Origin of the sequence: Actinomadura sp. B10D3 (genome assembly GCF_039871695.1) — a bacterium.
Lineage (GTDB): Bacteria > Actinomycetota > Actinomycetes > Streptosporangiales > Streptosporangiaceae > Spirillospora > Spirillospora madurae.
This window is the reverse complement of sequence record NZ_JBDPLY010000011.1, coordinates 77423-100665: the sequence shown is the minus strand read 5'-3', so window position 1 is coordinate 100665 and position 23243 is coordinate 77423. Positions and strand designations below refer to the sequence as shown.

General features: G+C 74.8%; 19 protein-coding genes and 1 pseudogene. 3 read left to right on the top strand and 17 right to left on the bottom strand.

Going from position 1 to position 23243, the window contains the following annotated elements; genetic code table 11:
* Positions 1-8 precede the first annotated feature (8 nt).
* From ABGB11_RS18395 to ABGB11_RS18380, 4 genes are all read right to left on the bottom strand, one after another.
* On the bottom strand, positions 9-977 hold the full coding sequence (locus ABGB11_RS18395; RefSeq protein ID WP_347634282.1) for a 1-acyl-sn-glycerol-3-phosphate acyltransferase: 969 nt from the start codon (positions 975-977) through the stop codon (positions 9-11).
* Position 978: 1 nt separating this feature from the next.
* On the bottom strand, positions 979-1815 hold the full coding sequence (locus ABGB11_RS18390) for a patatin-like phospholipase family protein (protein WP_347634280.1): 837 nt from the start codon (positions 1813-1815) through the stop codon (positions 979-981).
* Between the two features lie 110 nt (positions 1816-1925).
* Complete coding sequence (locus tag ABGB11_RS18385) at positions 1926-3857, bottom strand: glycoside hydrolase family 3 N-terminal domain-containing protein (RefSeq protein WP_347634278.1); 1932 nt, start codon at positions 3855-3857, stop codon at positions 1926-1928.
* 393 nt (positions 3858-4250) lie between these two features.
* The gene (locus ABGB11_RS18380; RefSeq protein WP_347634276.1) at positions 4251-5369 is read right to left on the bottom strand and encodes a PRC and DUF2382 domain-containing protein; all 1119 of its coding nucleotides are present in this window, start codon (positions 5367-5369) and stop codon (positions 4251-4253) included.
* A gap of 351 nt (positions 5370-5720) precedes the next feature.
* Between ABGB11_RS18380 and ABGB11_RS18375 the strand changes: the two genes are divergently transcribed.
* Positions 5721-6716 (top strand): matrixin family metalloprotease, encoded by a 996-nt coding sequence (locus ABGB11_RS18375; RefSeq protein WP_347634274.1) that lies wholly within the window; start codon positions 5721-5723, stop codon positions 6714-6716.
* Between the two features lie 49 nt (positions 6717-6765).
* Here ABGB11_RS18375 and ABGB11_RS18370 read toward each other — a convergent pair whose 3' ends face one another.
* The 3 genes from ABGB11_RS18370 to ABGB11_RS18360 form a co-directional block, all read right to left on the bottom strand.
* Positions 6766-7332 (bottom strand): class E sortase, encoded by a 567-nt coding sequence (locus ABGB11_RS18370; protein ID WP_347634272.1) that lies wholly within the window; start codon positions 7330-7332, stop codon positions 6766-6768.
* 114 nt (positions 7333-7446) lie between these two features.
* A complete protein-coding gene (locus ABGB11_RS18365; RefSeq protein WP_347634270.1) occupies positions 7447-8355 on the bottom strand; it encodes a chaplin family protein in 909 nt (302 codons plus the stop codon).
* A gap of 190 nt (positions 8356-8545) precedes the next feature.
* The gene (locus ABGB11_RS18360) at positions 8546-9430 is read right to left on the bottom strand and encodes a hypothetical protein (protein WP_347634268.1); all 885 of its coding nucleotides are present in this window, start codon (positions 9428-9430) and stop codon (positions 8546-8548) included.
* Positions 9431-9790: 360 nt separating this feature from the next.
* Between ABGB11_RS18360 and ABGB11_RS18355 the strand changes: the two genes are divergently transcribed.
* Positions 9791-10060 (top strand): hypothetical protein, encoded by a 270-nt coding sequence (locus tag ABGB11_RS18355; protein WP_347634266.1) that lies wholly within the window; start codon positions 9791-9793, stop codon positions 10058-10060.
* Positions 10061-10067: 7 nt separating this feature from the next.
* Here the strand turns inward: ABGB11_RS18355 and ABGB11_RS18350 are convergent, their stop codons facing one another.
* Together ABGB11_RS18350 and ABGB11_RS18345 are read right to left on the bottom strand one after the other, a co-directional pair.
* Positions 10068-11318, bottom strand: coding sequence for an FAD-dependent oxidoreductase (locus ABGB11_RS18350; RefSeq protein WP_347634264.1), 1251 nt, complete (start codon positions 11316-11318; stop codon positions 10068-10070).
* A 27-nt stretch (positions 11319-11345) separates the two neighbouring features.
* Positions 11346-12575, bottom strand: a complete 1230-nt coding sequence (locus ABGB11_RS18345) for an ATP-grasp domain-containing protein (protein WP_347634262.1) — start codon at positions 12573-12575, stop codon at positions 11346-11348.
* Positions 12576-12694: 119 nt separating this feature from the next.
* On the opposite strand from ABGB11_RS18345, the pseudogene ABGB11_RS18340 reads away from it, so the two are divergent.
* Positions 12695-13444: pseudogene (locus ABGB11_RS18340) on the top strand (glycosyl hydrolase); the annotation flags it as partial.
* Positions 13445-13701: 257 nt separating this feature from the next.
* Here ABGB11_RS18340 and ABGB11_RS18335 read toward each other — a convergent pair.
* Genes ABGB11_RS18335 through ABGB11_RS18300 form a run of 8 tightly spaced genes read right to left on the bottom strand, consistent with a single transcriptional unit; the run spans position 13702 to position 23000 of the window.
* Positions 13702-14991 carry a glycosyltransferase gene (locus ABGB11_RS18335; RefSeq protein ID WP_347634261.1) on the bottom strand — a complete coding sequence of 430 codons (1290 nt, stop codon included), beginning with the start codon at positions 14989-14991 and terminating at the stop codon, positions 13702-13704.
* Positions 14984-16114, bottom strand: a complete 1131-nt coding sequence (locus ABGB11_RS18330; RefSeq protein WP_347634259.1) for a GNAT family N-acetyltransferase — start codon at positions 16112-16114, stop codon at positions 14984-14986. Before ABGB11_RS18330 ends, ABGB11_RS18335 begins: the two co-directional genes overlap by 8 nt.
* The gene (locus ABGB11_RS18325; protein WP_347634257.1) at positions 16111-16824 is read right to left on the bottom strand and encodes a hypothetical protein; all 714 of its coding nucleotides are present in this window, start codon (positions 16822-16824) and stop codon (positions 16111-16113) included. The genes ABGB11_RS18330 and ABGB11_RS18325 overlap by 4 nt, the downstream gene beginning before the upstream one ends.
* Positions 16811-17944 (bottom strand): glycosyltransferase, encoded by a 1134-nt coding sequence (locus tag ABGB11_RS18320; protein ID WP_347634255.1) that lies wholly within the window; start codon positions 17942-17944, stop codon positions 16811-16813. Before ABGB11_RS18320 ends, ABGB11_RS18325 begins: the two co-directional genes overlap by 14 nt.
* On the bottom strand, positions 17941-18618 hold the full coding sequence (locus tag ABGB11_RS18315; RefSeq protein WP_347634253.1) for a polysaccharide deacetylase family protein: 678 nt from the start codon (positions 18616-18618) through the stop codon (positions 17941-17943). Before ABGB11_RS18315 ends, ABGB11_RS18320 begins: the two co-directional genes overlap by 4 nt.
* On the bottom strand, positions 18590-20296 hold the full coding sequence (locus ABGB11_RS18310; RefSeq protein ID WP_347634251.1) for a lipid II flippase MurJ: 1707 nt from the start codon (positions 20294-20296) through the stop codon (positions 18590-18592). Before ABGB11_RS18310 ends, ABGB11_RS18315 begins: the two co-directional genes overlap by 29 nt.
* On the bottom strand, positions 20293-21588 hold the full coding sequence (locus ABGB11_RS18305; protein WP_347634249.1) for an O-antigen ligase family protein: 1296 nt from the start codon (positions 21586-21588) through the stop codon (positions 20293-20295). The genes ABGB11_RS18310 and ABGB11_RS18305 overlap by 4 nt, the downstream gene beginning before the upstream one ends.
* Entirely contained in the window at positions 21585-23000 is a 1416-nt protein-coding gene (locus tag ABGB11_RS18300) for a sugar transferase (RefSeq protein ID WP_347634247.1), read from the bottom strand. The genes ABGB11_RS18305 and ABGB11_RS18300 overlap by 4 nt, the downstream gene beginning before the upstream one ends.
* Positions 23001-23243: the final 243 nt, after the last annotated feature.

The following is a 23243-nucleotide window of genomic DNA, read 5'->3' as shown; positions in this document are numbered from 1 at the left end:
CCATGATGTCACTTCGGCGCGGTCTCCTGATGCGAGCCGATCCAGGCGTCGGCCCGCTCCCACTGGTCGTACAGCCAGGCGACGCGGGCGTCCCGGCCGCCGGGCACGTCCGCGGCCGGGACGCGCCACCAGCGGGCGCGCACGGCGCCGGTCAGCGGGACGCGCCGCCAGATCTCGCCGGCCGTGGTCATGCCTTCGAGCCCGCAGTGCGCGACGAACACGACGTCGGCGGACGGGGCGGCGTCGAGGGCGGCCAGCACGCCGCCGGGCCGCGGCGGCATCAGGTGGGGCATCGCGGCGGCGCGGGCGGCCTCGTCGCGGCGCCGCAGCCGGACCAGCCGGCGGATCGCGCGGCGGCGGCGCTCGGGGGTGAAGTTGCCGCCCTCCGGGAAGATCAGCAGCGCGTCGCGGGGGCCGAGGCCGCTCGCGAGCCGGCCGATGTCCTCGGCGGCGCCGCCGCCGGGCGTGACGAACACGTTCGGCATCCGCCCCGCGGCGATGTCGATGCACGGGTCCAGCTGGAGCAGCGCCTTCATGACCACGCGGGGCCGCCGGCCGTAGACCGACAGCAGGTGGTGGACGAGGAGCAGCGCGTCCCCCGGCCCGGCGTGCCGGCTGAGGACGATCAGCGGGCGGTCGGCGTCAGGCCCGTCCCGGGAGCCGTCGACCTGGACGCGCAGGCCGAGCCGGCGCTGCGCCGTGGAGTACAGGCCCGCGATGTAGCGGCGGATCACGTCGTAGTGCCGGTCGTCGCGGGCACGGCCGCGGAGCCACAGCCATCCGCATTCCACGACGGCGGCGGACTCCCGCGTCCCCCACGCCAGCGCGAACCACAGCAGCCGCCGGGCCCGCCGGCGCTCGCGCCCGGTCAGCGACGTCACCAGGTAGGCCGCCGGGAACAGCACGACGACCAGCGCGGTCAGCAGGAACAGCAGCGGCGTGAAGACGAGGCGGCGGACGATTCGGGGCGGCACCATCTCACGATCGCTCCTTCAGGTACTTCAACGATGCCTGATAGGCGCGGTCGATGTGGCCCTGGATGCCGCCCCCGTTCCGGTAGCGCATCTGGGCGAGGTCGACGCCGGCCCGCTGCGACCGGTTCCCCGCGGGCAGGACGTGCACGGTCAGGCCGTCGGGGAGGGTGGCCATCTCCTCGAAGAAGCGGTGCCGGCGCGCGATCTCGAACGCGACCAGGCCGACCTCCCACGGCCGGCGCGGCGGCGCGAGGTCACGCTCGATCCGCCCGACGTGCAGGACGTAGATGGTGGTGGCGCCGAGCATGACGGCCCGGCTGACCGGGATGCTGTGCACGAGCCCGCCGTCGTAGAAGTGCCGGTCCCCGATCCGGACCGGCGGCAGCAGCCCCGGCGCGGCGCACGAGGCGAGCACCGCGGGGACCAGCGGGCCGCCGGTGAACCAGTGCGCCATCGCGGTCTCGATCCCGGCGGCGACGCACTGGTACGGCACGTCCAGTTGCTCGAACGAGGACACGGGGAGCAGCTCGTCGAGCATCCGGCGCAGCGGCTCGCTGGAGTGCAGGTGGGTGCCGGACCGGGCGAGCGTCCACAGCCGCGCGAGCACGCGGGAGCCGAACACCTCGCGGACGGACTCGTCCGACCACAGGCTGGTGAGCCGCTCGACGGCGCGGCCCGGCTCGGCCGCGACGAACACGCCGTTCAGCGCCCCGATCGACGTCCCGACGACCAGGTCGGGCCGGACGCCGGTCTCCTCCAGCGCCCGCAGCATCCCGACCTCGTGCGCGCCGAGCACCCCGCCGCCGCCGAGGACGAACGCCACCCGCGGCTCCCGTCCCACCCGGGCCTCCCTTCACGCGCTGGAGGCAGCCTCACCCGTGGGAGCCGGGATAAACGGGCCGGCCGCCCGCACGCGGCGGGCGGCCGGCCCCCGGAATCAGTGGTGGCCGATCAGTGGTGCCCGCCGTGGGTCCGCAGGCCGTAGCCGTAGGGGAACAGCGGCTTGTAGTTCCGGTCGCCGACGTTGATCGGCTCCTGGTCCTCAGTGCGCGGCCACGTCACCGGCAGCTTCCCGGTGAAGGGGCGCTTGCCGAACAGGACGTCCGCGACGCCCGCGCCCTCGCTGCCCGGCAGCCAGGACATGACGAACGCGTCCGTCTTCGCCAGCTGGTCGGTCACGATCTGCGGGCGTCCCGCGACGTCCAGGACCACGCAGGTCTTGATCGCGGAACAGACCTTGTCGACGTTGGCCTTGTCGGCGTCCGACAGGTTCAGCGTGTGGCCGTTGCCGACGTCGCCGACGCCCTCGGCGTACGGCTTCTCGCCGACGACCACGATGCCGACGTCGTTGCCGGACGTCGGCGCGGACGCGTCCTCGCTGTAGGTGACGTGCGACGAGTTCTGCTTGATGCCGTCCAGGATCGTCGTGCCGGGGATGATGTCGCCGGACGAGCCCTGCCACGTCACCGTCCAGCCGCCCGCCTGGTTGCCGATGTCGTCGGCGTTGGTGCCCGCGACGTAGATCCGCGCGTTCCTCTTCAGCGGGAGCGCCCGCTTGGAGTTCTTGAGCAGGACCTGCGACTTCGCGACCGCCTCGCGGGCGACCGCGCGGTGCGCCGGCGACCCGATCGTCTTGGCGTTGCTCCGGTCGGTGTAGGGGTGCTCGAAGAGGCCGAGCTCGAACTTCGCCTTCAGGATGCGGCTGACGGCGTCATCGATGCGCGACATCTTCACGCGGCCGGCCTTCACCTCCGCGATCAGCGTCTGCACGAACTGCGGGGCGCTGTACGGCTCCATGAACATGTCCATGCCGGCGTTCACGGACGTCCTGACCTGTGTCGCGTAGTCGCCGGGGATCTGGTGGATGGCCTCCCAGTCGCTGATGAGGAAGCCGTCGAACCCGATCTTCCGCTTGAGGACGTCGGTCAGCAGTTCCTTGTGCGCGCTCATCTTCAGCGGATCGCCGACGCCGTCCTCCTTCCAGTCGACGCTGGAGAACGACGGCATGATGCTGCCGACGCCGTACTTCTGGACGGCGACGACGTACGGCGCCAGGTTGATCTTCGCGAACGTCCTGCGGTCGGTGACGGTGACGCCCTGGTCGATCGTGTACGTCCCGCTGGTGGACGACCCGAACACCGTGTCCCCGTCGCCGGCGTAGTGCTTGGCCGTCGCCAGCACGTGCCGGTTGGTGGCGAGGTCGCGCTTGTGGCGTCCCTGGAAGCCCTCGATGCCGGTCTCCATCTGGATGACCAGCCGCGGGTCCTCGCCGTAGCTCTCGTAGGCGCGTCCCCAGCGCAGGTCGCGGGTGACGCACACGCACGGCGCGAACACCCACTGGGGCCCGGTCGCCTTGGTCTCGACGGCCGTGATCTGCTCCTCCTTGCGGACGAGCCCGGGGTCGCGCGTCGCGCCCATCGCGATGTTGTGCGGGAAGACGGTGGCGCCGACGAGGTTGTTGTGACCGTGCACGGAGTCGATCCCGTAGATCAGCGGGATCTTCAGGCGGGTCGCGAGCGCCTTGGACTGGTAGGCGTCGACCATGTCCGCCCAGCCCGCGGGGCTGTTGTCGGCGGGCACCGAGCCGCCGCCCGACAGCACCGAGCCGAGCGCCAGCCCGGTGATCTGGTCGCGGTCGCCGTCGATGGCGCCGCGCTCGGCCTGCGTCATCTGGCCGACCTTCTCTTCCAGCGTCATGCGCCCGAGCAGGTCGCTCACCCGCTTCGCGACGGGCAGCCGCGGGTTCAGGTACGCGGCCTGCTGGGGGGCCTCGGCCAGGGCGGGCTGCACCGCGATGGCCGAGGGGAGGGCGGCGATGGTCGCGAAGGCGACCAGTGTCCGCCCGATCCGGGTGGCGATGACACGTCTGTGGGGGTGTCGCAAGTCGTCCCTCCTGGGTCGTCCGAGGACGCCCACGCGGCCCGGCGGACCGCGCGCGTGACGGGGCGCCGGGGTTCATGGCTCGCCCGGACGGCCATGACCCCGGCGCCGCCGGCGTCGTCACCCAGGAACCTCCCCCGCCTCCCGGCTACCTGTCAACAAACCTGCCTATTACAGACCGGACCGTGGCCGGGAACTGTGGAAGAGGGCTTGACGACCACTAAATTCACACGTTGAATCATGGGCCAAACAAAGCCGGTCGGACGGGTGGGCGATGATCGGCCCACCCGTCCGGCCGGCGTGCGGTCACGCGGCGGCCCGTCCGCCCCCGCGAATCCGCTGGCCACACTCGGCCACTCGCGCCCCCTCCGAGCGGGGCCGGAGCGGGCCTCGCGGTCAGGTGGCCGGACGGTCCCGGTCGCTGTCGCGATCGCGCCCGCGCTCGCCGCCGGCGCGCGTGCCGTCGTCGCGGGTGACCTCGACGCGCTCCTTGCGGATCTCGCCGCGGATCGTCTGCTCGTCCTGCACCTGCTCGGTGCGCAGCCGGACGCGCTCGACCGGCACCGTCTCCTTCGCGATGACCGGGCGCTCCTCGTAGAGGATGATCTCCTGGTCCTCCTCGGCCATGGTCACCTTCGGATCCGGCCGGCCGCCGGTGATCGGCTCGCGGTCCACCCTGAGCTCCTCGTGCGAGACCGGGATCGTCCGCTCGACCGTCTCCGTCTCGACCCACTTGTGCACCCGGACGCGGCCGGCCTCGTGCCGCTCGGTGCCGATCCGCATCTGCTCCTCGAACCGGGTGATCTCCGTCATCGGCGCCTCGGCGCCCTCGCGCGGCGACTGCGCAGGCATCGTCCTGCCGCCCTGCTGGGCGCCCGTCTGCCGGCCCGTGCCCGTGGCCGGCTGACCCGTGGCCGACTCGCCGGTGGTCGACTGGCCCGTGGCCGGCCGTCCCGTGCTCGCCTGGCCGGGCTTGTCGGCCGTCCCGCGCCGGTTCTTCTCGGGGTGCACCGCCATCCCGGGGGCGCCCGCCATGCCGGCGGTCCCCGCGGCGCCCGCCGGACCGCCCGCGTCCTTGGTCTCGGACGTGCCGGCCGTGCCCGCGGCCTTGCCCTCACCGCTCTCCTCACCGGCCGTGCGGCGGTCACCGGACGTCTCGGACTCGGACGTGCCCGCTTCGCCGCCGGAGCGGCGGCCACCCGGAGGACGGACGCCGTAGTGCCGGTACAGGTCGACGATCTGGGCATGCGACAGGTGTTCGTCGGCGTCGACGTTCGGAGCGCCCTTGATGGTCTCCTTGTCGTACGGAACCTGGAGGGCGTCCTTGCTCTTGCGCGCGCCGGACAGGGGGACGAAGCTCTCGCGCATCCCGAACCACCCGGTGTGGACGGTCACCCACTCCGGCGAGCCGGAGTCGTCGTTGAGGTAGACCTGCTTGATCGTGCCGACCTTCGTGCCGTGGGTGTCGGTCACGCTCATGCCCATCAGTTCCCGCACCTGCGTCTGCGTCTCCACGTTGAGCACCTCCGCTTCCGTGAACGCTCCCGGACGGCGGGGGGCAGGGGGAGGTGGTGCCCGCCACTCGGTCGCGGTTGTTCTGTTGATCCCGAGTTGCCGGATTACCTCCTGCTTATCCCTGCGTGCCAGCGATAAACGCGTTTACGGGATTATAGAAAACGATTTACCGAATACTTACGTCCACCCCCGAACGACCCCCGTCGACAATTCTCGACAAACAGCCACGACTTCCCCCATTCGCGAATGGCGCGCTTCCCAAGATGGTGATCATTTTAGTCGGCATCGGTTTTCCCTTCCCCCGCCCGTGCAAAGACTGCGAGGGTACGTTCCGAACATTGGAGAACTGGAATGCGCGACTTCTCAACGGCGGCCCGGCGGGCGGGCGCCGTGACCGCCGCGGTCACCGCGGCCCTCGCCTGCACGGCGCCCAGCGGGACGGCCACCGCGGCCGCGGCGCCGCGACCACCGGCCTGGTGCAAGGCCGTCGGGGCGCTCGCCGTCCGGACGCTGCCGCACACGATCAGGATCGACGACTGCGACCTGCGCGGCCGGACCGTGCGCGGCAACGGCCTCGCGGCGGTCGTGCCGACCGACGGGACCTCGCTGGTGGCGCAGCAGCTGCACACCAACGGCGGATCCGAGCTGGCCATCCGGGTGGACCGGCGGACCGGCAAGATCACCATCCGCACCCGGAGCGGGCGGGTGCCGCAGGGCAGGCCGCGGATGGCCCGCGCGGCGGTGGCGGCCTGCCAGGACGGCACGTACCGCCCCGAGCCCGCCAGCTGGCCGCGGGGCCACACCGTCCAGTGGCACTACCACTCGGGGGGTGCCGGGCTGCCGCAGGCGCCCATCGCCAAGGGCGTCTCGAACATGGTCAACGCCCGGACCGACTGCGTGGGCGGGGGCCGGTTCACGCCCCAGCCGAACGTCCACGAGAGCTACGCCGGGCAGACCAACCGGCCGCCGAACCTGACCAGCGGGGCCGCCTGCGGCGCCCGCGACCGGGCCAACACGTTCGGCTGGCTGGCCATGCCGGGTGCGAGCCGCAACGTGCTCGCCGCGACCTGCATGTGGTTCGCCGGCACGACGATGGTCGAGACGGACATGGCGCTGCAGACGCAGGGCAGGCGATGGTGGACGGCCGGGTCGTGCCGCCCCGGCTCCTACTCCGCCGAGGCGGTCGCGACGCACGAGACGGGCCACGTCCTCGGCCTCGACCACGTCAGCGGGTCCCAGCACTCCGACCTCACGATGGCGCCGTCCATCGCGGCCTGCGACGACGGGGCCGCGACGCTCGGCAAGGGCGACCACGCCGGGCTGATCTCGCTCTACGGCGGACGCTGACCGGCGGCGGGCCGGAGGCGGCGGGCCGTTCGGTGCTCGGTTCCGCGGCTCAGCGCTTCGTCACGATCGCGCCGACGACGACGAGGCGGCGCCGGTCCGACCCCTTCGGCGTGCAGGTGATCAGCGTGACGTACCGGCCGTGCGGGGCGCTGCCGCGCCGGAACGGCACCGGCTCCAGGGCGCGCCGGTCCCGGGGCTTGATGACGCGCTTGAGCCGGACCCGGTACACGTAGGTCCGCCGGCCCACGCGCAGGACGATCCGGTCGCCGCGCCGCATCCGGTCCAGCTCGCCGAAAGGGTGCCGCCAGGTCGTCCGGTGGCCGAGCAGGACGGTGTTGCCCTCGCGCCCGGGGAGCGCGGTCCCCGGGTAGTGGCCGACGCCGCGCCGCAGCACCGCCTGGCCGACGCCCTGCCTGACCAGGGTCTTCAGGCCCATCCGCCGGATCTGGAGACGTGCGATCACCGTGCCCGTCCGCGGCCGTGCCGCGGCGGCCGCGGCGGTCGCGACCGCGGCCGTGCGGCCGGCGGGGGCGGCCTGCGCGGGCGGGACGGAGACGGCGGGCAGGGCGCAGAACGCGGCGACGGCGACCGCGCACAGGGACTTCCGGCCGAGCATGGTTCTCTCCTCCATCTGGGGTACCGCGGGCACGGGGAAGGGGGCGGCACGTCTGCCGCCCCCTTCCGCCGTCCTCCGGCCGCGGGTCGTCACCCCCGGCCGGCCCATGTCAGGTCAGGAGATCGGCGACCCGAGGTTGACGGGCACGCTGCCCTTGGCCAGGCGCGGGGTGATCCGCCCCACGCCGGACGACGTGACCGGCCGCTTGAGCGTGTCGAGGAAACCCGGCACGCCGGGCAGGGCGTTCGCGCTGCGGTAGCCGGCGTCCGGCCGCGCGATGCGGGAGCCGTCGGCGCGCATCGTCGAGGGCAGCTTGGTGTGCTTGGCCGCAGGGCGGTGCTTGGACGGCTTGTAGGGCTTCGGCTTCTTCGGCGTCCGGTAGGTGGGCGGCGCGGACTTGTGCCCGTTGTCGACGGTCGCGCCGCCCTTGCACTGCGCCTCCGCGGCCCCGAGGGCGCCGACGGCGTTCCCGCACGCGTTGACCGGAATGCTGATCGGCGCGAACACCTGGTTGCCGTTGCCGATCCCGAAGTTGCCCGCGCTCTTCATCTTCACCTTGCGGCCACCGGGGTTCTTCACGGTCGCGCCGCCCTTGCACTGGGCCTGCGCCGCACCGAGGGCGCCGACGGCGTTCCCGCACGCGTTGACCGGGACGCTGATCGGCGCGAACACCTGGTTCCCGTTCAGGATGCCGAAGTTGCCGGCGCTCTTCATCTTCACGTTGCGGCCACCGGGGTTCTTGACGGTCGCGCCGCCCTTGCACTGGGCCCGGCTGATCCCGGCGATCGCGATGGCGTTGCCGCACACGTCGACGGGGATGCTGATCGGCGCGAACACCTGGTTGCCGTTCAGGATGCCGAAGTTGTGCGAGGTCTCCATGCGGACCTTGCCGTCGTGGCCGCCGCCGTAGCCACCGTGCATGGTGGCGGCGCCGGCGGGTCCGGAGCCGAAGGCGGCTCCGATGGCGAGGGCTCCCGCGGCCACCAGGGCCGCGCGGCTCGTGCTCTTCGCCCACTTGCGCATGAGTTTCTCCTGTCGTTGCTTCGATCTCGGTGGTGAACGCTGCGCTGCACCGTCCGGGTGGGCGCAGCCCGGCAGCGGCCGCTTGTCGGCCGTCGCCTCAGAGGAAGGTCTGGTGAAAGGGAGGCGGCGTGCTTCGCGCACGCGGCCGTGCCGTGCCCGGCCCTCTACGGCCGGACGGCTGTGGGAACCCCTAGTCGGGGACGACGGACGGGCCGCCGGGCGCGGCCACGTCGGACAGCGCCGTGCGGTGGAACGTCCCCGCGTCCGCGGCGGAAGGCGCCGCAGGATACTGCCGCGTCAGCAGGTCGGCGAACGGCACGAGCGGGTACCCGCCGCCGGAGCCGGTGCTGCGCGGGCCGTCCTGCCCGGACGGCAGGGCGGGGTCGCGCACCGGGGCGCGGTCGCCGCCGCGGCAGGCGGCGCAGCGGCCGCCATCGCCGTCCGGGGCGGCGCCCGCGAACGTCTGGGGCGCGGCGGTGCGACCGTCGCGCGCGGTGGCGGGCTCGCCCTTCTCGGGGGCGTCGCCGGCGCCGGCGTCCTGGTCCGGAAGCGCACCGGCGCTCGCCGGCGCGGCGTGCTCGGGACCGGTCATCTGCTGGACGAGCTCGCCGATGACGGGGCGGTCGGGCCGGACCTCGGGCGCGGGCAGCCGCGGGACGCCCGCGGCCGCGGCCAGCTCCTCGATCCGGTGGACGGCCCGGTCCTTGTCGTCGAGCACGTCCTGCTTGCGCGACCCGAGGTAGTGCACGGGGTCGTCGCCGGCCTCCCGGAGATCGGCGGAGAGCCGCTCCGCCGGGCCCGCCGCGTCGCCGCCGTGGCCGGGCGAGAGGCGCCGGAGCGTGGACAGCTCGCCGGGCTCCATGGCGCCCTCGCCGAAGACCGCGTCGTGGACGGCCTGCTGCGGCCGGGGCGCCGGCTCGGCGGCGAACGCCGCCTCGGTGAGCGCGGAGAGCGCGATCCAGCCGGCGAACGCGAAACCCGCGACGGCGGCGACGCGCAGGAGAACGGGGACGATGGCATACCGGCACCGATCCTGCGGGCGAATCGCCCTGCATTGGATCGGTACGGAGCGCATTGCCAGTTCTCCTTGTCGCCGCAGCCGGTGTTCACATCCGGTCTCTGGTTCCGGTCGGCATGAAGGTAGCACCGCGGCGGCACTGATCACGGAACGATTTCGAATTATCCCTGCGTGTCCCCGGATCGTTTACCGGCGCATTAGTTCCGCTTTTACCGTGGACGGGTTTCCGTCGCCTGGCATTCCTTTTTACGAGAATTCTCCGTTTCGTCGGAGGTCGGGGGCTTCGCGGCACTCTCGGGGGCCGCGGGACACCGGCCGGGCCGTCCGAGGGCCGGGGGAAGCATGGCGGACGGTATCGGGTGCGCTACATTCGGTGAGCAGGACGGCCGCGGCGGCCGTCCGAGCGAGGAGCTTCCGATGCCCGACCCCTCGTCCGCGATCGCGCGGCTGCTGCCCGCGCGCCACCACCGCCCCCGTCGCCAGACCCACCGCTTCGTGACCCGCGACGAGGCCCAACTGATCGTCCTGTCCCGCGTCTCCGCCGGTCAGAGCACCTTCACCAAGCGCGGATGGTCCTCGGCGTGGACGCTGTACTCACGCTGGGAGTGGACCAGGGCCACGGCCAGGGACGAGCGCGCCCTCCGCCGGGCCCGGCCGCCCTGGGGAAGAACCTTGACCGCTGGGTGACGAACTCCTACCGCCGGGGGACGTCCGTCTCCAGGACGCTCTCCGCCCGCACGGGCGGCATGCTCGGGCGTGCCTTCCGCCGGGCGATGTGGTGCGCGATCCGCCCGGCCGCGAAGCCGGCGCCGTGCACGAACCGCATCACCGGCCCGAACGTGAGCGCGGCGGCGAGCCCGGCGAAGTAGAGGCCCGGCACCGACGCCTCGAAGTCGCGGGACAGGACCGGCGCGCCCGCCCGGGTCCGGATGCGGCCGCGCAGCTCGGGCGCGAGCAGCGAGAGCCGCTCCACGTCCGGGACGAACCCGGTCGCGGCGATCACGTGCTCGGCCTCGGTGACGAGGCGCCGCCCGTTCCGGTCGACGGTGGTGACGGCGATGCCGTCGTCCAGCTCGACCGCCTTCGACAGGTACCGGCCGGTCGAGACGCGGACCCGGTCGTCCAGCCGGTCGCGCAGCCACCACGCGCCCGCCGGCGGCAGCGTCTCCCGGACGATCTTCCGCCGGGTCCGCTCCGGCAGGTAGCGGACGATCCCCGGCCGCTCGGCCCACAGCCACGTCCGGTACCCCGTGCCGAGCCCGGACCGCGGTCCCTCCAGCAGCACGGAACGCCGGGACCGGTGCTCCTCCGGGACGGTGTTCCAGTCGAGCTCGCGCCTGCGGGCCAGCAGGTGCGGGTGCGCGCCCGCGTCGGCCAGCAGCACCGCCGTCTCCAGCGCGGACTGCCCGGCGCCGACGACCACGACGTCCTTGCCCGCGAACAGGCCGAGGTCGCTGTGCGCGCTGCTGTGCGAGACGAGCCAGGACGGCATGCCCGCCAGCTCGTCCGGGATGTGCGCGAACGGCCCGACGCCCACGGCGAGCACGACGGTCCGCGCGGCGATCCGCTCGCCCGTGGACAGCCCGACGGCGAACCCGCCGCGGCCGCCGCGCTCGACGCTCACGACCTCCGCGTCCTCGGTGCCGCAGACGGCCTCGGCGGCGAACCAGCGCCCGTACTCGACGAAGGTCTCCAGGGGGATCGGGTGCCCGACCCGCCAGCCGCGGTGGCGGTCGGTGAAGCGCAGGCCCTCCTGCGGCGCCCCCAGGCTGGAGGCGAAGGGCTCGGACTTCAGATACATGCCCTGCGGCATGTTGGCGTCCCAGAAGCGCATCGGCTCACCGATGATGCGGACGTCCAGTCCGAGGTACCGCAGGTGGGCGGCGGTCGACAGGCCGTAGGGCCCGGCGCCGGCGATGACGACGTCGCATGCCGAGTCGCTCATGTTCCATTCCCCCGTGTGTTCGTGGTGTTACCCGGTGCGGAGCCGCCCGACCGCGCGCAGCGCGGACTGCCGGCCCATGGCGAGGAAGGGCGGGAGGTCGTCGCCGGCGTACCAGGCGAACTCGTCGGCCCTTCTCAGCGGGCGGAGGGTCTCCCGCAGGTCCTTCGGGCGCGGCAGGGGGCGTCGCGCCGAATGCCGGAGGTAGTGGTTCTCCACCAGCAGGTGCCGGCCGGTCGCCGGCCGCGCGGCCGGGACGGGGCGCCCCGACTGGTCGAGGTGCAGGACGCGGGCGAGGTCGAGCCCGGCCCGGTCGGTGAACAGCCGGAACTGGGCGCCGATCCGCGGGTTGAAGTCGAGCAGGTGGTGGACGCCGCGCTCGGCGTCGAACCGGAAGTCGAGGTCGACCAGGCCGCGGCAGCCGAGGCGCCGGACGATCCCCGCCGCGAGCCGTTCGAGCGCCGGGTCGTCGACCCACTCGCCCGCGACGGTGTGCCCGGCGTGCGGCGGGTGCGCCAGGTGCTTGCGGCCGACCCCGGCGAACAGGCAGCCGAGGTCCTCGTCGAAGTACCCGTGGAAGAACCAGTCGCCGCCGGACGGCGGGATGCGCCGCTGCAGGATGAGCGGGCCCGCCCCGCCGCCGGCGGCGGCGTCGTCCGGTCGGCGGTCGCGGGTGGCGGCGAACAGCCGGTGCAGCTCGCCGGCCGTCCGGACGAGGGTGGTGCTGCGCAGGCCGGGGCGGAGCCGCCACGGCCGCGCCCACTTGGCGATCAGCGGCAGCCCGAGGTCGGCGGCGGCCTCGTCGACCTCCGCCGACGACCGCGGCATGCGGCTCGGCGGGGACGCGACGCCGTGCCGCTCGCAGGCCTCCAGCAGCCGGGCCTTGTCGGCGACGCCGCGGGGGACGCCCGGGTCCTGGCGGGGGAAGACGAAGTGGGACGCCAGCGCGTCCGCGTGCTCCGCGATGAAGATCGCGCCGGCGTCGTCCATCGGGAGGAGCAGCACCCGCCGGCCGATCCGCTCGCCGGCCCCGAGCAGGTGGTCCAGCAGCTCGCCGGGGCGGCCGGGGGGCGGTGCCCAGGGGTGCGCGCGGAACAGGTAGCGGGACCGGGACGAGGGGTTGGCGTCCCCTTCGAGGATGGCGTGCACGGGGACGCCGGCGCGGCCGAGGCTGCGGATCGCCGCGAGCGTCCCGTGGTGGAACGGGTTGCGGTCGGTGCGCAGCAGCAGCACGGGAAGGCCGGGATCGAGGCGCGTCATTTCGTTCGGTCTCGATTCCACATAGTGCGGTGCACGACGTCCCTTTCCCGGTGGTAAATTTTGCCATCGCCCGCTCCGGCGGATTTTTCACGGCGGACGTCCCAGGGCATACGATACGCATGAGCGGCGACATTATCCATCCAGCCGGGCGCCCCTCCGGGCGCCGCCGGAAAAGGGCATCGCTTTTTTGTCCGCTCCCTCCCATATTGGCCGCGTCCGTCATGCTGGCCGCTCTGATCGCACCGGTATTCGCATCCTTGCCGCACCTTCGCTCGACCCAGAAAGACGCGCCCTATGTGCCGCTGGGGGCCTTTCTGGGCTCGGGCGGGGAGGGCGTGGCCCGGCTGGGCCCGTTCGAGCGCTGGCTCGGCTCCACCGTCACCGTCGGCCGCACCTATCTGCCGGGCGACGACTGGGACGAGGTCGAGGGGCCGCCCGAGATGCTCGCGGGGTGGGCGCGCTGGAAGGAGGCCGACCCGCGCAGGATGCTGGTGGTCAACGTCCCGATGATGGCCCCGAACGAGACGTGGCTGCCGCGGCCGGTGCTCGCCTCGCTGCTGCGCGCGGGCGCGCGGGGCATGTTCGACGGGCACTACCGGACCCTCGCGCGGCGGCTGGTCTCGGTCGGGGCCGGCGATGCCGTGCTCGTCCCCGGCTGGGAGATGAACGGGGAGGCCTACGCCGGCCGGTGCGCGCCCGATCCGGACGCGTGGAAGGCCTATTGGCGGCGGATCGTCGCCGTGATGCGCGACGTCCCGGGCACGCGCCTGCGTTTCGACTTCGCGCCGTCGCGGGGAAGGGACGCGATTCCGTGGACGGAGTGCTATCCGGGCGACGACGTCGTCGACATCATCGGATCGGACAGTTACGACCAGCCGTCGGGGAAATCTTTCCAAAGTTTCGTGGACGAGCCGTACGGGCTGCGCGACCACGCCGATTTCGCCGCCGCGCACGGCAAGCCCATCTCGTTCCCCGAATGGGGGCTGTTTCGTAATTCCGACAACCCGGAATATGTTCGCGGAATGCATGACTGGATCATGTCGCACGACGTCGCCTACCAGTCGATCACGGACTACTGCCCGCACGGCGTCTGGTCGTGCGGCGGCAACCCGCGCTCGGCCGCCGCCTACCGGGAGCTGTTCGGCGGCGTGACGGCTCCGTCCACGTCCCCGGCCGGGCCGTTCGTCCCGGCGCCGTCCCCGGCCCGGCCGCCGGTACCGGCACCGACGCCGGCCAGGCCGGAGCCGCCGGCCACCGCACGCGTCCCGGCCGCGGGCTCGTCCGGGACGCCGCCGAGCCCGGCCACGTCGCGGGTGACGGCGGCGAGGAGCGCCACCGTCCCGGAGACGTCGTAGGCCTCGGCCGCGGAGGCCGCCGCCAGCCCCTCCCCCTCCGCGGTGCCGGGGGACAGCAGCCGCGCGGCGACCTCCTCGGCGAGCGCGGCGGGGTCCTCGGCGGGCACGAGCGCGCCGAGTCCCGGCCTGAGCAGCTCGGTGATGCCGGGGACGTCCGTCCCGACGAGGGGACGTCCGGTGGCGAGCGCCTCCAGCGCGGTGAGCGGCAGCCCTTCCCACCGCGACGGCAGCACGACGACGTTCGACGCCGCGAGCCAGTCGCGCGGGTCGTCGACGGCCGCGACGAACGACACCCCGGCGACCCGCTCGCCGCGCAGCGCGTCGAGGTCCTCGCCGTCCCCGACGAGGGCGAGCCGGGCGGACGGGCAGCGGGCGGTGACGCCCGGCCAGGCCGCGAGCAGGACGTCCTGCCCCTTCTGCCGGGTCAGGCGGCCGACGCAGACGGCGAGCGGGACGGACGCGGGCAGCCCGAGCCGGGCGCGGGCGGCGAGCCGGGCGGCGCCGTCGGCGGGCCGGAACCGGCCGCGGTCGACGCCGTTGCGGACGACCCGGTACTCCGCGCGCACGCCCGCGCGCATGCCCTGCTGGAGCTCGCCGATGCCGACGCAGACGAGGGCGTCGGTCCAGCGGGCCGCGAGCCGCTCCCACAGCCGGCTGAGGATCTCCTGCCGCCCGGTCGCGGCGAGCCAGGACCAGCCGTGCGGCTGAAAGATCACAGGCGTGCCGCGCGGGCGGCGCGGCAGCCGCCCGGCCAGGCCCGCCTTCGCGGAGTGCAGGTGCACGACGTCCGGGGCGAAGGTCGCCACCAGGCGGCGGAGGCTGCGCGCCTCCAGCAGGGTGCGGGGGCCGGGGGCGCGGCCGGCGTCCCACGGGAACCAGGGGACGCCGGCCGCCGCGCACCGTTCCGGCAGGTCGCCGCCGCGGGGGCAGGCGACCGCCACGTCCCAGCCGCGCCTGCGCTGGTCGCCGGCCGCCTGCCCGACGTAGACGGCGACCCCGCCGCCGTTCGGCTGGCTGACGTGCAGGACCCGCAGCGGGCCGCGCGCCTCCCCGTCAGCCATCGCCGACCGGCCGGCCGCCCCGCGCGCGCCGCCGCTCCGCCAGGTGCGCGCGGGCTCGGGCGAGCCCGGCGAACGCGGCGGCCGGCGCGGATCCGCCGAGGATGATCCGCTCGTTGCGGATGGGCACCGGCCGCCATTTCAGCTTGTAGGGCTCATCGCCGCGCAGGAGGCTGACGCCCTGCCGGTGGCGTTCGCGGGCGAGCGCGAGGTCCTGGCGCAGCATCATCAGCGTGACGTCCACGCACGACCGCAGGTCGGGGATCGCCCCGTACAAGTAGGCGCCGACGTACTGGTGGCCGATGAGGAGGAGGTCGCTGGCGACGAGCCGCCCGTCCCACCGGTACTGCAGGACGGCGGCGCGCCCGTCGCGGACCATCCCGTCCACCGCCTCGGCCAGGTGGCGGCGGAACCGGTCGCGCGTGTGCTCGGGGTTGACCGGGCGGCCCTCCCACTGCCACAGGTGCAGGTCCAGCAGCGCGTGGACGGCGTCCAACGCCCGCTCCGCGGGGACGCTCTCCACCGCGATGTCGCGCACGTCGATCTTGCGGAGCTTGGCGCGCATCTTGCCGGCGGTGCGGCGCGGCAGCCGTCCGAGCACGTCGTCGATGCCGGCCGCGGGCAGTTCGAGGCAGACCGACGACGGCGTCCGCCAGGTCCGCCGCGGCCACCGGTCGGCGACCAGATGGGCCGCCGAGCGGGGCCGCACCTCGCGGAGGTCGATCGCGCACCATCCGCGCTCGTCCAGGAGCGCGCGGGTGAGGTGCCGGACGGCGCCGTCCGCGTAGACCGGGTCGAGGAGGAAGTCGGTGAAGTCGCTCTGGTCCGCCGCGAGCGGGACGAGCACCGGGAAGCCGTGCCGGGCGGCCGCCATCAGCGGCGCCGCCGCGACGAGCCGGCCCCGGTGGCGGACGGTGACGAGGCGGAGCCGCCCGCTTGTTCCGTACCAGCCCCACCACGACCTGATCCACTCGTAGGTCTGGAAGGGCGTGGCGGCCGGGCTGCGGTCGTAGAGGTCGCGCAGCTCGCCGGCGAGGCCGACCAGGGACTGCTCGTCCCGGTGCACCTCGGCGGACCACTCCGCGGCCGGGGCGGCCGGCGGCGACGGAGGCGCGATCGTGGTCACGAGCCCACCTCCGCCCGCTCGGCCGCGTGCCCCGGCACGGCGGCGCCCGGCGCCTCCGCGCCCCGCGCCTCCGCCCGCACGCGCCCCCGCCCGCGGCGACCGCTGCCGAGGGCGGCGCCGAGACCGGCGAGCAGGACCCCGGACGCGGTGCCGACGGCGACGCCGAGCGGCAGGTTCGGCGACGAGGGCTCGGCGGGCCGCGTGGCGAGGTTCATCAGCGCGACGCGGACGCCGGTCTCGGAGTGGTGGGTCCTGCCGTAGCGGACGAGGGCGTCGGCGGCGGCGTTGGCGTACGCGGCGGCGTCGCGGGGCGTCCGGGCGCTGCCGGCCAGCTTGATCAGCGGCGTGTCCGGCGAGGTCGACGCCTGGATGTGCTCGCGGGTGGCGCCCGCCGCGCCCTTGGGCAGCGGGATCGAGGAGTACTGGAGCGTCTCCGGGAGCGGCGCGAGCCGCCCGAAGGCCTGCGCGAAGCTGACCGCCGCCGGGCCGGCGCCGCCCTCGCGCTCGTCCACGACCATGACGAACGACGTCGCGGTGTAGGTGCTGGGCGTGAACACGGCGTAGCCGAGGCCGCCGAGCCCTCCGGCGAGCACGAGCGCGGCGGGCGGGCCGGCGCGCCGGGCGAGCGCGGCGAGCCGCCCGCCCAGGCGCCGGGCGTTCCCGGCCCGCCTTCCGGTCTCAGGCTTCCTGTCGGCGTCACGTGGCGGCATCACGAACCCTCTCTCGTATCGGTGCGGCTCCGCGGACGGGCGGCTCGGGGCGGTAGAGCCGGGCGAGCTCGGCGGCCCGCTCGGCGACGGCGTACCGGGCGACGGCCGGCGGCACGCGGGTGCGGTCGCGGGGGCCGCGCAGGACGCGGCCGAGCTCGGCGCTCCAGATCCCGGCGTCGGTGGGGAGCCGGCGGGCCTGCGGGGCGGCGCCGGGCGGGAGGCCGTCGAGGGCGGGGCAGACGGTGTAGCGGACGGGGAGCCCGGCGGCGAGCGCCTCCAGCACGCCGAGGCCGAACGTCTCCTGGACGGACGGCGCGGCGAGGACGTCCATCGCGGCGAGGGCGCCCGCGACGTCCGACGTCCCCCCGGCGAAGATCACGCGGCCGGCGACGCGCGGGTCGCGGGCCAGCCGTTCCAGCGCCGCCCGCTCCGGGCCCGCGCCGACCAGCAGCAGCCGGACGCCGCCGAGCCGCGCGACCGCCTCGATCACCAGGTCGAACCGCTTGGTCGGGACGAGCCGGCCGACCGCGCCGACGACGGGCTCGTCCGGGCCGATCCCGAGGCGGCGGCGGGTCGCGGCGCGGCGGGCGGCGTCGAACGCGAACGCGGCCGCGTCGATGCCGTTCGGGACGACGACGATCCGGCCGGGCGGCACGCCCCAGCCGCGCAGCCGGGCCGCGACGGCGGGCGACACCGCGACCGTCGCAGACCCGAGCCGTTCGGTCGCCCGGTAGAGCGCCCGGACGCCGCGGGTCGTGGGCCGCCCCTCGATGTGGCCGTCGCCGAGGGAGTGCTCGGTGGCGATGACGCGGGGCACGCCGGCCATGCGGGCGGCGATCCGGCCGTACACGCACGCCCGGTACAGGTGCGTGTGGACGACGTCGTACCGTCCGCGCCGGATCAGCCGGACGAGCCGGGGCAGCGCGGCGAGGTCCCGGTTGCCGCGCATCCCGATCTCGTGCACGGGGACGCCCGACCGGCGGATCTCCGCGCCGAGCGTGCCGGTCCGGGTCATGGTGGCGACCTCGCAGGCCACCGGCAGGTGGCGCAGCAGCAGCGCGAGCTGGCGTTCGGCGCCGCCGTGCTCCAGCCCGGTGATGACGTGCAGGACCCGGGTCACCCGCGCCCCCGCCGGCGCAGTTCGTGGCGGACGAGCTTGGCGCGCAGCCGCAGCGGGCCGTCCCGGTCGCCGACGTAGGTGCGGGCGAGCGCGTGCCGTCCCGGCCGGTCGGGGCGGATGTGGCAGGCGTAGTCGTATCCGGCGGCGCGCGCGGCCTCGGCCTCGCGGGCGCCGGCGTGCCCGTAGGGGTAGGCGAAGCCGGTCACCGGGCCGTCGATGAGGTCCTCCAGGACGGCGCGGCTCTCCTCCAGCTCCTCGCGCAGCTCGGTCTCGTCGGTGGCGGGGAGGGAGACGTGGTGGCGGCCGTGCGAGGCGATCTCCATGCCGGCGTCGGCGACCATCCGGATCTGGTCGGCGGTCATCAGCGGCTTGCGCGGGCCGTCGTCCCACGCGTTGAAGGAGCCGATCCGCCCGGACACGATGAACGCCGTCGCGCCGAACCCGTACCGCACGAGGACCGGGAGGGCCCGCGTCGCGAAGTCGGCGTACCCGTCGTCGAAGGTGAGCCCGACGAGGCCGCGCGCCCGGCCGGCGGCGTGCGCGGCCAGCAGCTCGCCCATGCCGGCGCCGCGCAGGCCCCGCGCCCGCAGCCACGCCATCTGCCGCTCGAACCGGGCGGGCGACACCGTGACCAGGTGCGGGTCCTCATCGAAGTGGTCGACCGAGTGGTACATCAGCACCAGCGGGGCCGGCCGGATCTCCCCGGCCGGGGGCGCCGGCTCGGTCGTCCGTGCCGTCTCCGTCAGGTGCGCTGGTTCTGTCGGCTGGCTCACTGGTATCCCCCGATTCGGTGCGGCCGCGCCGGGCACGCGCGCGCAGCGGCCCGGACGCGGTCCATGGAGCGGCGAGGCCGGGTCTCGCCAGGACGGCGAGGACGGCGAAGGCCGAGGTGGTCACGGCTCCGCCCGCGGCGATCTGGACGAGGTCGGAGCCGTCCAGCGCCCCGGCGGCGAGGCGGCCCGCCGCGCAGGCGCCGGCGGCGGCGAGCGCGAGCCGGGACACGTCGGCGGCGACGCCGCGCAACGGGACCGGCGCGACGCCGCGCCGCAGCCCGGCCAGCAGGAGGACGGCGGCGAGCGTGATCCCGGCGGCGTTCGCGGCGGCCAGCGCGATCGTCCCGGCGGACGCGGCGAACGCCCCGCCGACGGCCGCGGTGACCGCCAGGCCGGCGGCGAGCACGGCCGCCGGGCGCCAGGTCGGGCGCCGCTGCGCGAAGAACGCGCGGGCGGCGAGGCCGACGGCGGTCTGCCCCCACAGGCCGAGGGCGTAGACGCGCATGATGGACGCGGTGCCCGCCGTGTCCGCGGGCCCGAACGCGCCGTGCTCGAACAGGACCCGGACGATCGCGGGCGCGAACGCGATCAGGAACGCGGCGGCGGCCAGCACCATCGCGCTCGCGATGACGAGGTCCTGCCGGATGCGTCGGGCGACCTGCGCGGTGTCCCCGTCCGCCGAGGCGCGGGCGAGCCTCGGGAACGTGACCGTCACGATCAGCAGCGACAGCACCATCGGCACCTGCGCGACCTTCTGCGCGTAGTTCAGGTGCGAGATGGACCCGGCGGGCAGCTCCGACCCGAGGAACCTCTCCACGAAGACCTGCGCCTGCCGCGTCACCGTGTACACGACGACGGGCGCGACGGCCGCGAGCCCGAGGCGGATGTCCGCGCCGGCGTCCGGGGAGGGGGACGGGGCCGGGACGGCGTCCGGGGCCGGGGTGGCCCGGAGGCAGCGGGCGAAGGCGGGCGCCTGGACCGCGACCATCAGCACGCTGCCGCAGGCCACGCCGATCGCCGCGCTGGTGACGCCGATCAGGCCGGAGAAACCCCCGATCAGCGCGAGGATGCCGAAGTTGTAGGCGAGGTAGATCGCGGCGGGCGGGCCGAACGTGTGGTGGGCGCGCAGCACCGCGCTCATGAAGCCCGCGACGCCGAACGTCACGACGGTGACGGCGGTGAGCCGGACGCACAGCACGGCCGGGCCCCGCTCGGGGAGCCCCGGCGCGAGGACGTCCACGACGAGGGGCGCGAAGACGGCGAGGGCGGCGGTGACCAGCGACAGGCCGAGCACCATGCGCGGCAGCGTCGTGGCGGCGAGCGGGCGCAGGCCGTCGCCGCGGGCGAGCAGCCGCGTGACGGCGGGCACCATGAGCAGCGCCATGGCGTCCTCGATCAGCAGCGGCGAGACGGTCTCGGGGATCGTCCAGGCGACCAGGAAGGCGTCCGTGCTGCCGCTGGCGCCGAACAGGTGCGCCATCGCGAGGTCGCGCAGGAACCCGAGCCCGGTGCCGGCGGCGATGAGCACGCCCGACAGCGCGGCGGCGCGGCCGACGGAGCCCGTCCCGGCCCGGGTCATTCGCGGACCGCCCCGAAGGCGCGGGCGGCGGCGATCCCGAGGACGACTGCGGTGAGCGCGCAGGTCGGGCCGCCGAGATCCGCGTACAGGAAGTTGACCAGCAGGAACGCCATCAGCCCGACGCTCGCGAGCCAGAACGGGTCGCGGACGCGGCGGCGCCGCCACAGCCCGGCGACGATCGCGCCGAGCAGCGTGAGGAGCCCGGCGAGGCCCACCACTCCCTGCTCGGACAGGAACAGCAGGTACTCGTTGTGCGGCGACAGGAGCGGCTGCCGGACGTACCCGTTCACCCGGTCGGCGGTCTCGCTGCCGGACGACAGCTCGATCGAGGCGTAGGTGTCGCGGTAGGCCGGGAAGTTCTTCACGCCGACGCCAGCGACCGGATGGTCCTCCCAGATGCGGACCGCGGCGGCCCACAGCTCGTACCGGTCGTCCACGGACCGGTCGGGATGGACGATCGAGCCCACCATCGACCGCGACCGCTCGACGACGGCCTGCGACCCGCCGCCCGCCACGCCCGCCAGCACGACCACCAGCGCGCCGCAGCAGGCCAGCACCTTCACCGCCGTCCACCGGTCGAAGAGCACCAGCATGAGGACGGCGGCGGCGCCGAGCGCGATCCACGTCCCGCGGCTGAGCGCCAGCGCCAGTGCGGTGGCCAGCACGCCGAGCCCCGCCAGCGCGGCCGGGACGGCGGCGGCGCCGCGCCCGGGGGCCGACAGCGCGAGGGCGGCCAGGACGAGGAACGCGAACCCGGCGACGATCGACATGGCCATGACGTCGAGGGCGCCGAACGTCCCGACGGCCCGGATGTTCTGGCCGTCCATCGAGGCGCCGTTGCCGGTGCCCGCCTGCCAGATCCCGTAGACCGCCTCCACGAGCCCGAGGCCGAGCACCGCCGAGCAGACGATCGCGAGGTCGCGCCGGTCCCGCAGCAGCAGCACGACCGCCAGCGGCACCAGCACGAAGATCTGCAGGTCGCGGACGAACCCGGCCAGGCTGGCGCCGATGTCGGCCGAGTGCACGGTGCTCGCGCCGAGCGCGGCGATCAGCGGCCCGAACGCCAGCGGGGCCCGGCGCGGCATCGCGACCCGCCCGGTGGCCAGCAGGAACGCGGCGGCCAGGACGAGCCCGCCGCCGGCCACGTCCCCGGCCGTGACCTGCACGCCCGGTCCGAACGCCGCGTCGCCGGGCGGGATCCCGACGCAGGCGACGGCCGCCGCGACCAGCCAGCTCGGGCGCCGCGGGACCGCCCTCGCGACGAGCGGCGCCGCCGGTGCGCAGACCGTCATCCGGAGTCCCGGCAGAGCATCGCCCGCGCCGTCAGCAGCAGGATCCGGAGGTCGGCGGTCAGCGACCAGTGGTCGATGTAGTGGTTGTCGAGCCGCGCCCGCAGCTCGATGGAGGTGTCGCCGCGGAACCCGTGCACCTGCGCCCAGCCGGTCATCCCGGCCGGGGCGCGGTGCCGCAGCATGTAGCCGGGGCAACTGCGGGAGAACTGCTCGACGAAGTGCGGTCGCTCCGGGCGCGGGCCGACGAGGCTCATGTCACCGCGGATGACGTTCCACAACTGCGGGAGCTCGTCCAGCGACGTGTTCCGCAGGAAGCGGCCGACCCGTCCCATCCGCCCGTCGTTCTTGACCGTCCAGCGGGTGTCGGACTCGTGCTCGTCCGCCGGTTTCAGCGTGCGGAACTTCAGCAGGACGAACTCCTCGCCGCCGAGGCCGATCCGTCGCTGCCGGAACAGCACGCCGGAGCCGCCCTCGATCCGGACCGCCGCCGCGCACACCGCGAGCAGCGGCAGCACCGGCACCAGGACCAGGACCGCGATGACGACGTCGAGGGCGCGCTTGGCGCGCCGGGCCACCGGGTCGTGCAGCGGCCCGCCGACCCGCGCGCACGGCAGCCCGGCGAGGTACTCGCGCCGCGCCGGCACCACCGGGACGACGTCCGACGGCGGCTGGACGAGCAGCGTCTCGCAGGGCAGCCCGAACGAGACGCGCAGCACGGCGTCCAGCCGGTGGGGGTGGACGTCCTCGGCGACGACGACCAGCGTGCCGATCCGGTGCTCGGTGACGATCGCGGGCAGGTCGGAGGTGTCGCCGAGCAGGGGCGCGGCGCCGGGGTGCCCGGGCGGGCGCCCGGCGGTCACCTGCCCGACCGCCGCGAGCCCGTACTCGCCGCGTTCCCGCAGGACGTCCAGGACGTGCTCGGCCATGGCGCCCGTGCCGACGACCAGGGCGGGCCGGGCCTTGGAGCGCCGGCACCGGTAGGTCCTGACCGCCGCGTTCACGCAGGCGCGCCCGCCCGCCTGGACCGTGAGGGCGACGGCCGTGATCCACGGCCAGGCCGCCGGGTCCGCGAGCAGCGCCGCCGCGCCGGCGCCGACGAGCGCCGCCCGGGCGAGCAGCGGCGGCAGGTCGGCCAGCAGGGAGGGGCTGCGGCGCATCCGGTACAGCCCGCCGGACGCGTTCAGGAGCGTGATCGCCAATGCGGCCGGCCCGGCGAGGACCCCGCCCCGGGCGAGCACCACGGCGGCGGCCATCGCCCAGCCGTCCAGCAGGGCGAGGCAGACCGGGCACAGCCCGGCCAGTAACCGCGGGCCGGCGCCCCCGGACGGGACGGCCGCCCCGTCCGCCGTCGCGGCGAGCTCTGGAGGAGCCGCACCCGGTTCGATGGCGGAGGTCAGCCCCTGGGCTCTCATCGCGCGTCCCTTTCACAGGCAAGAACTCACGTCGCGGGGGCCGTCACCTGCGGCCACGGAACAGAATCGCAGCAGGTCACGGCGCAAATCGCCGCCTTTAACAGGTGCCGCCACAGACTTGAGGAGAAGATCGACAGGCCGGTTCGGGAGCGCGAAAGGGACCGAGAAAGATCCTGCGAATCGGCCCCGGGAGGCGCACCTTCGCGGGACCATGGACGTCTAGAGAGTGCGTCGGTCCCGGAG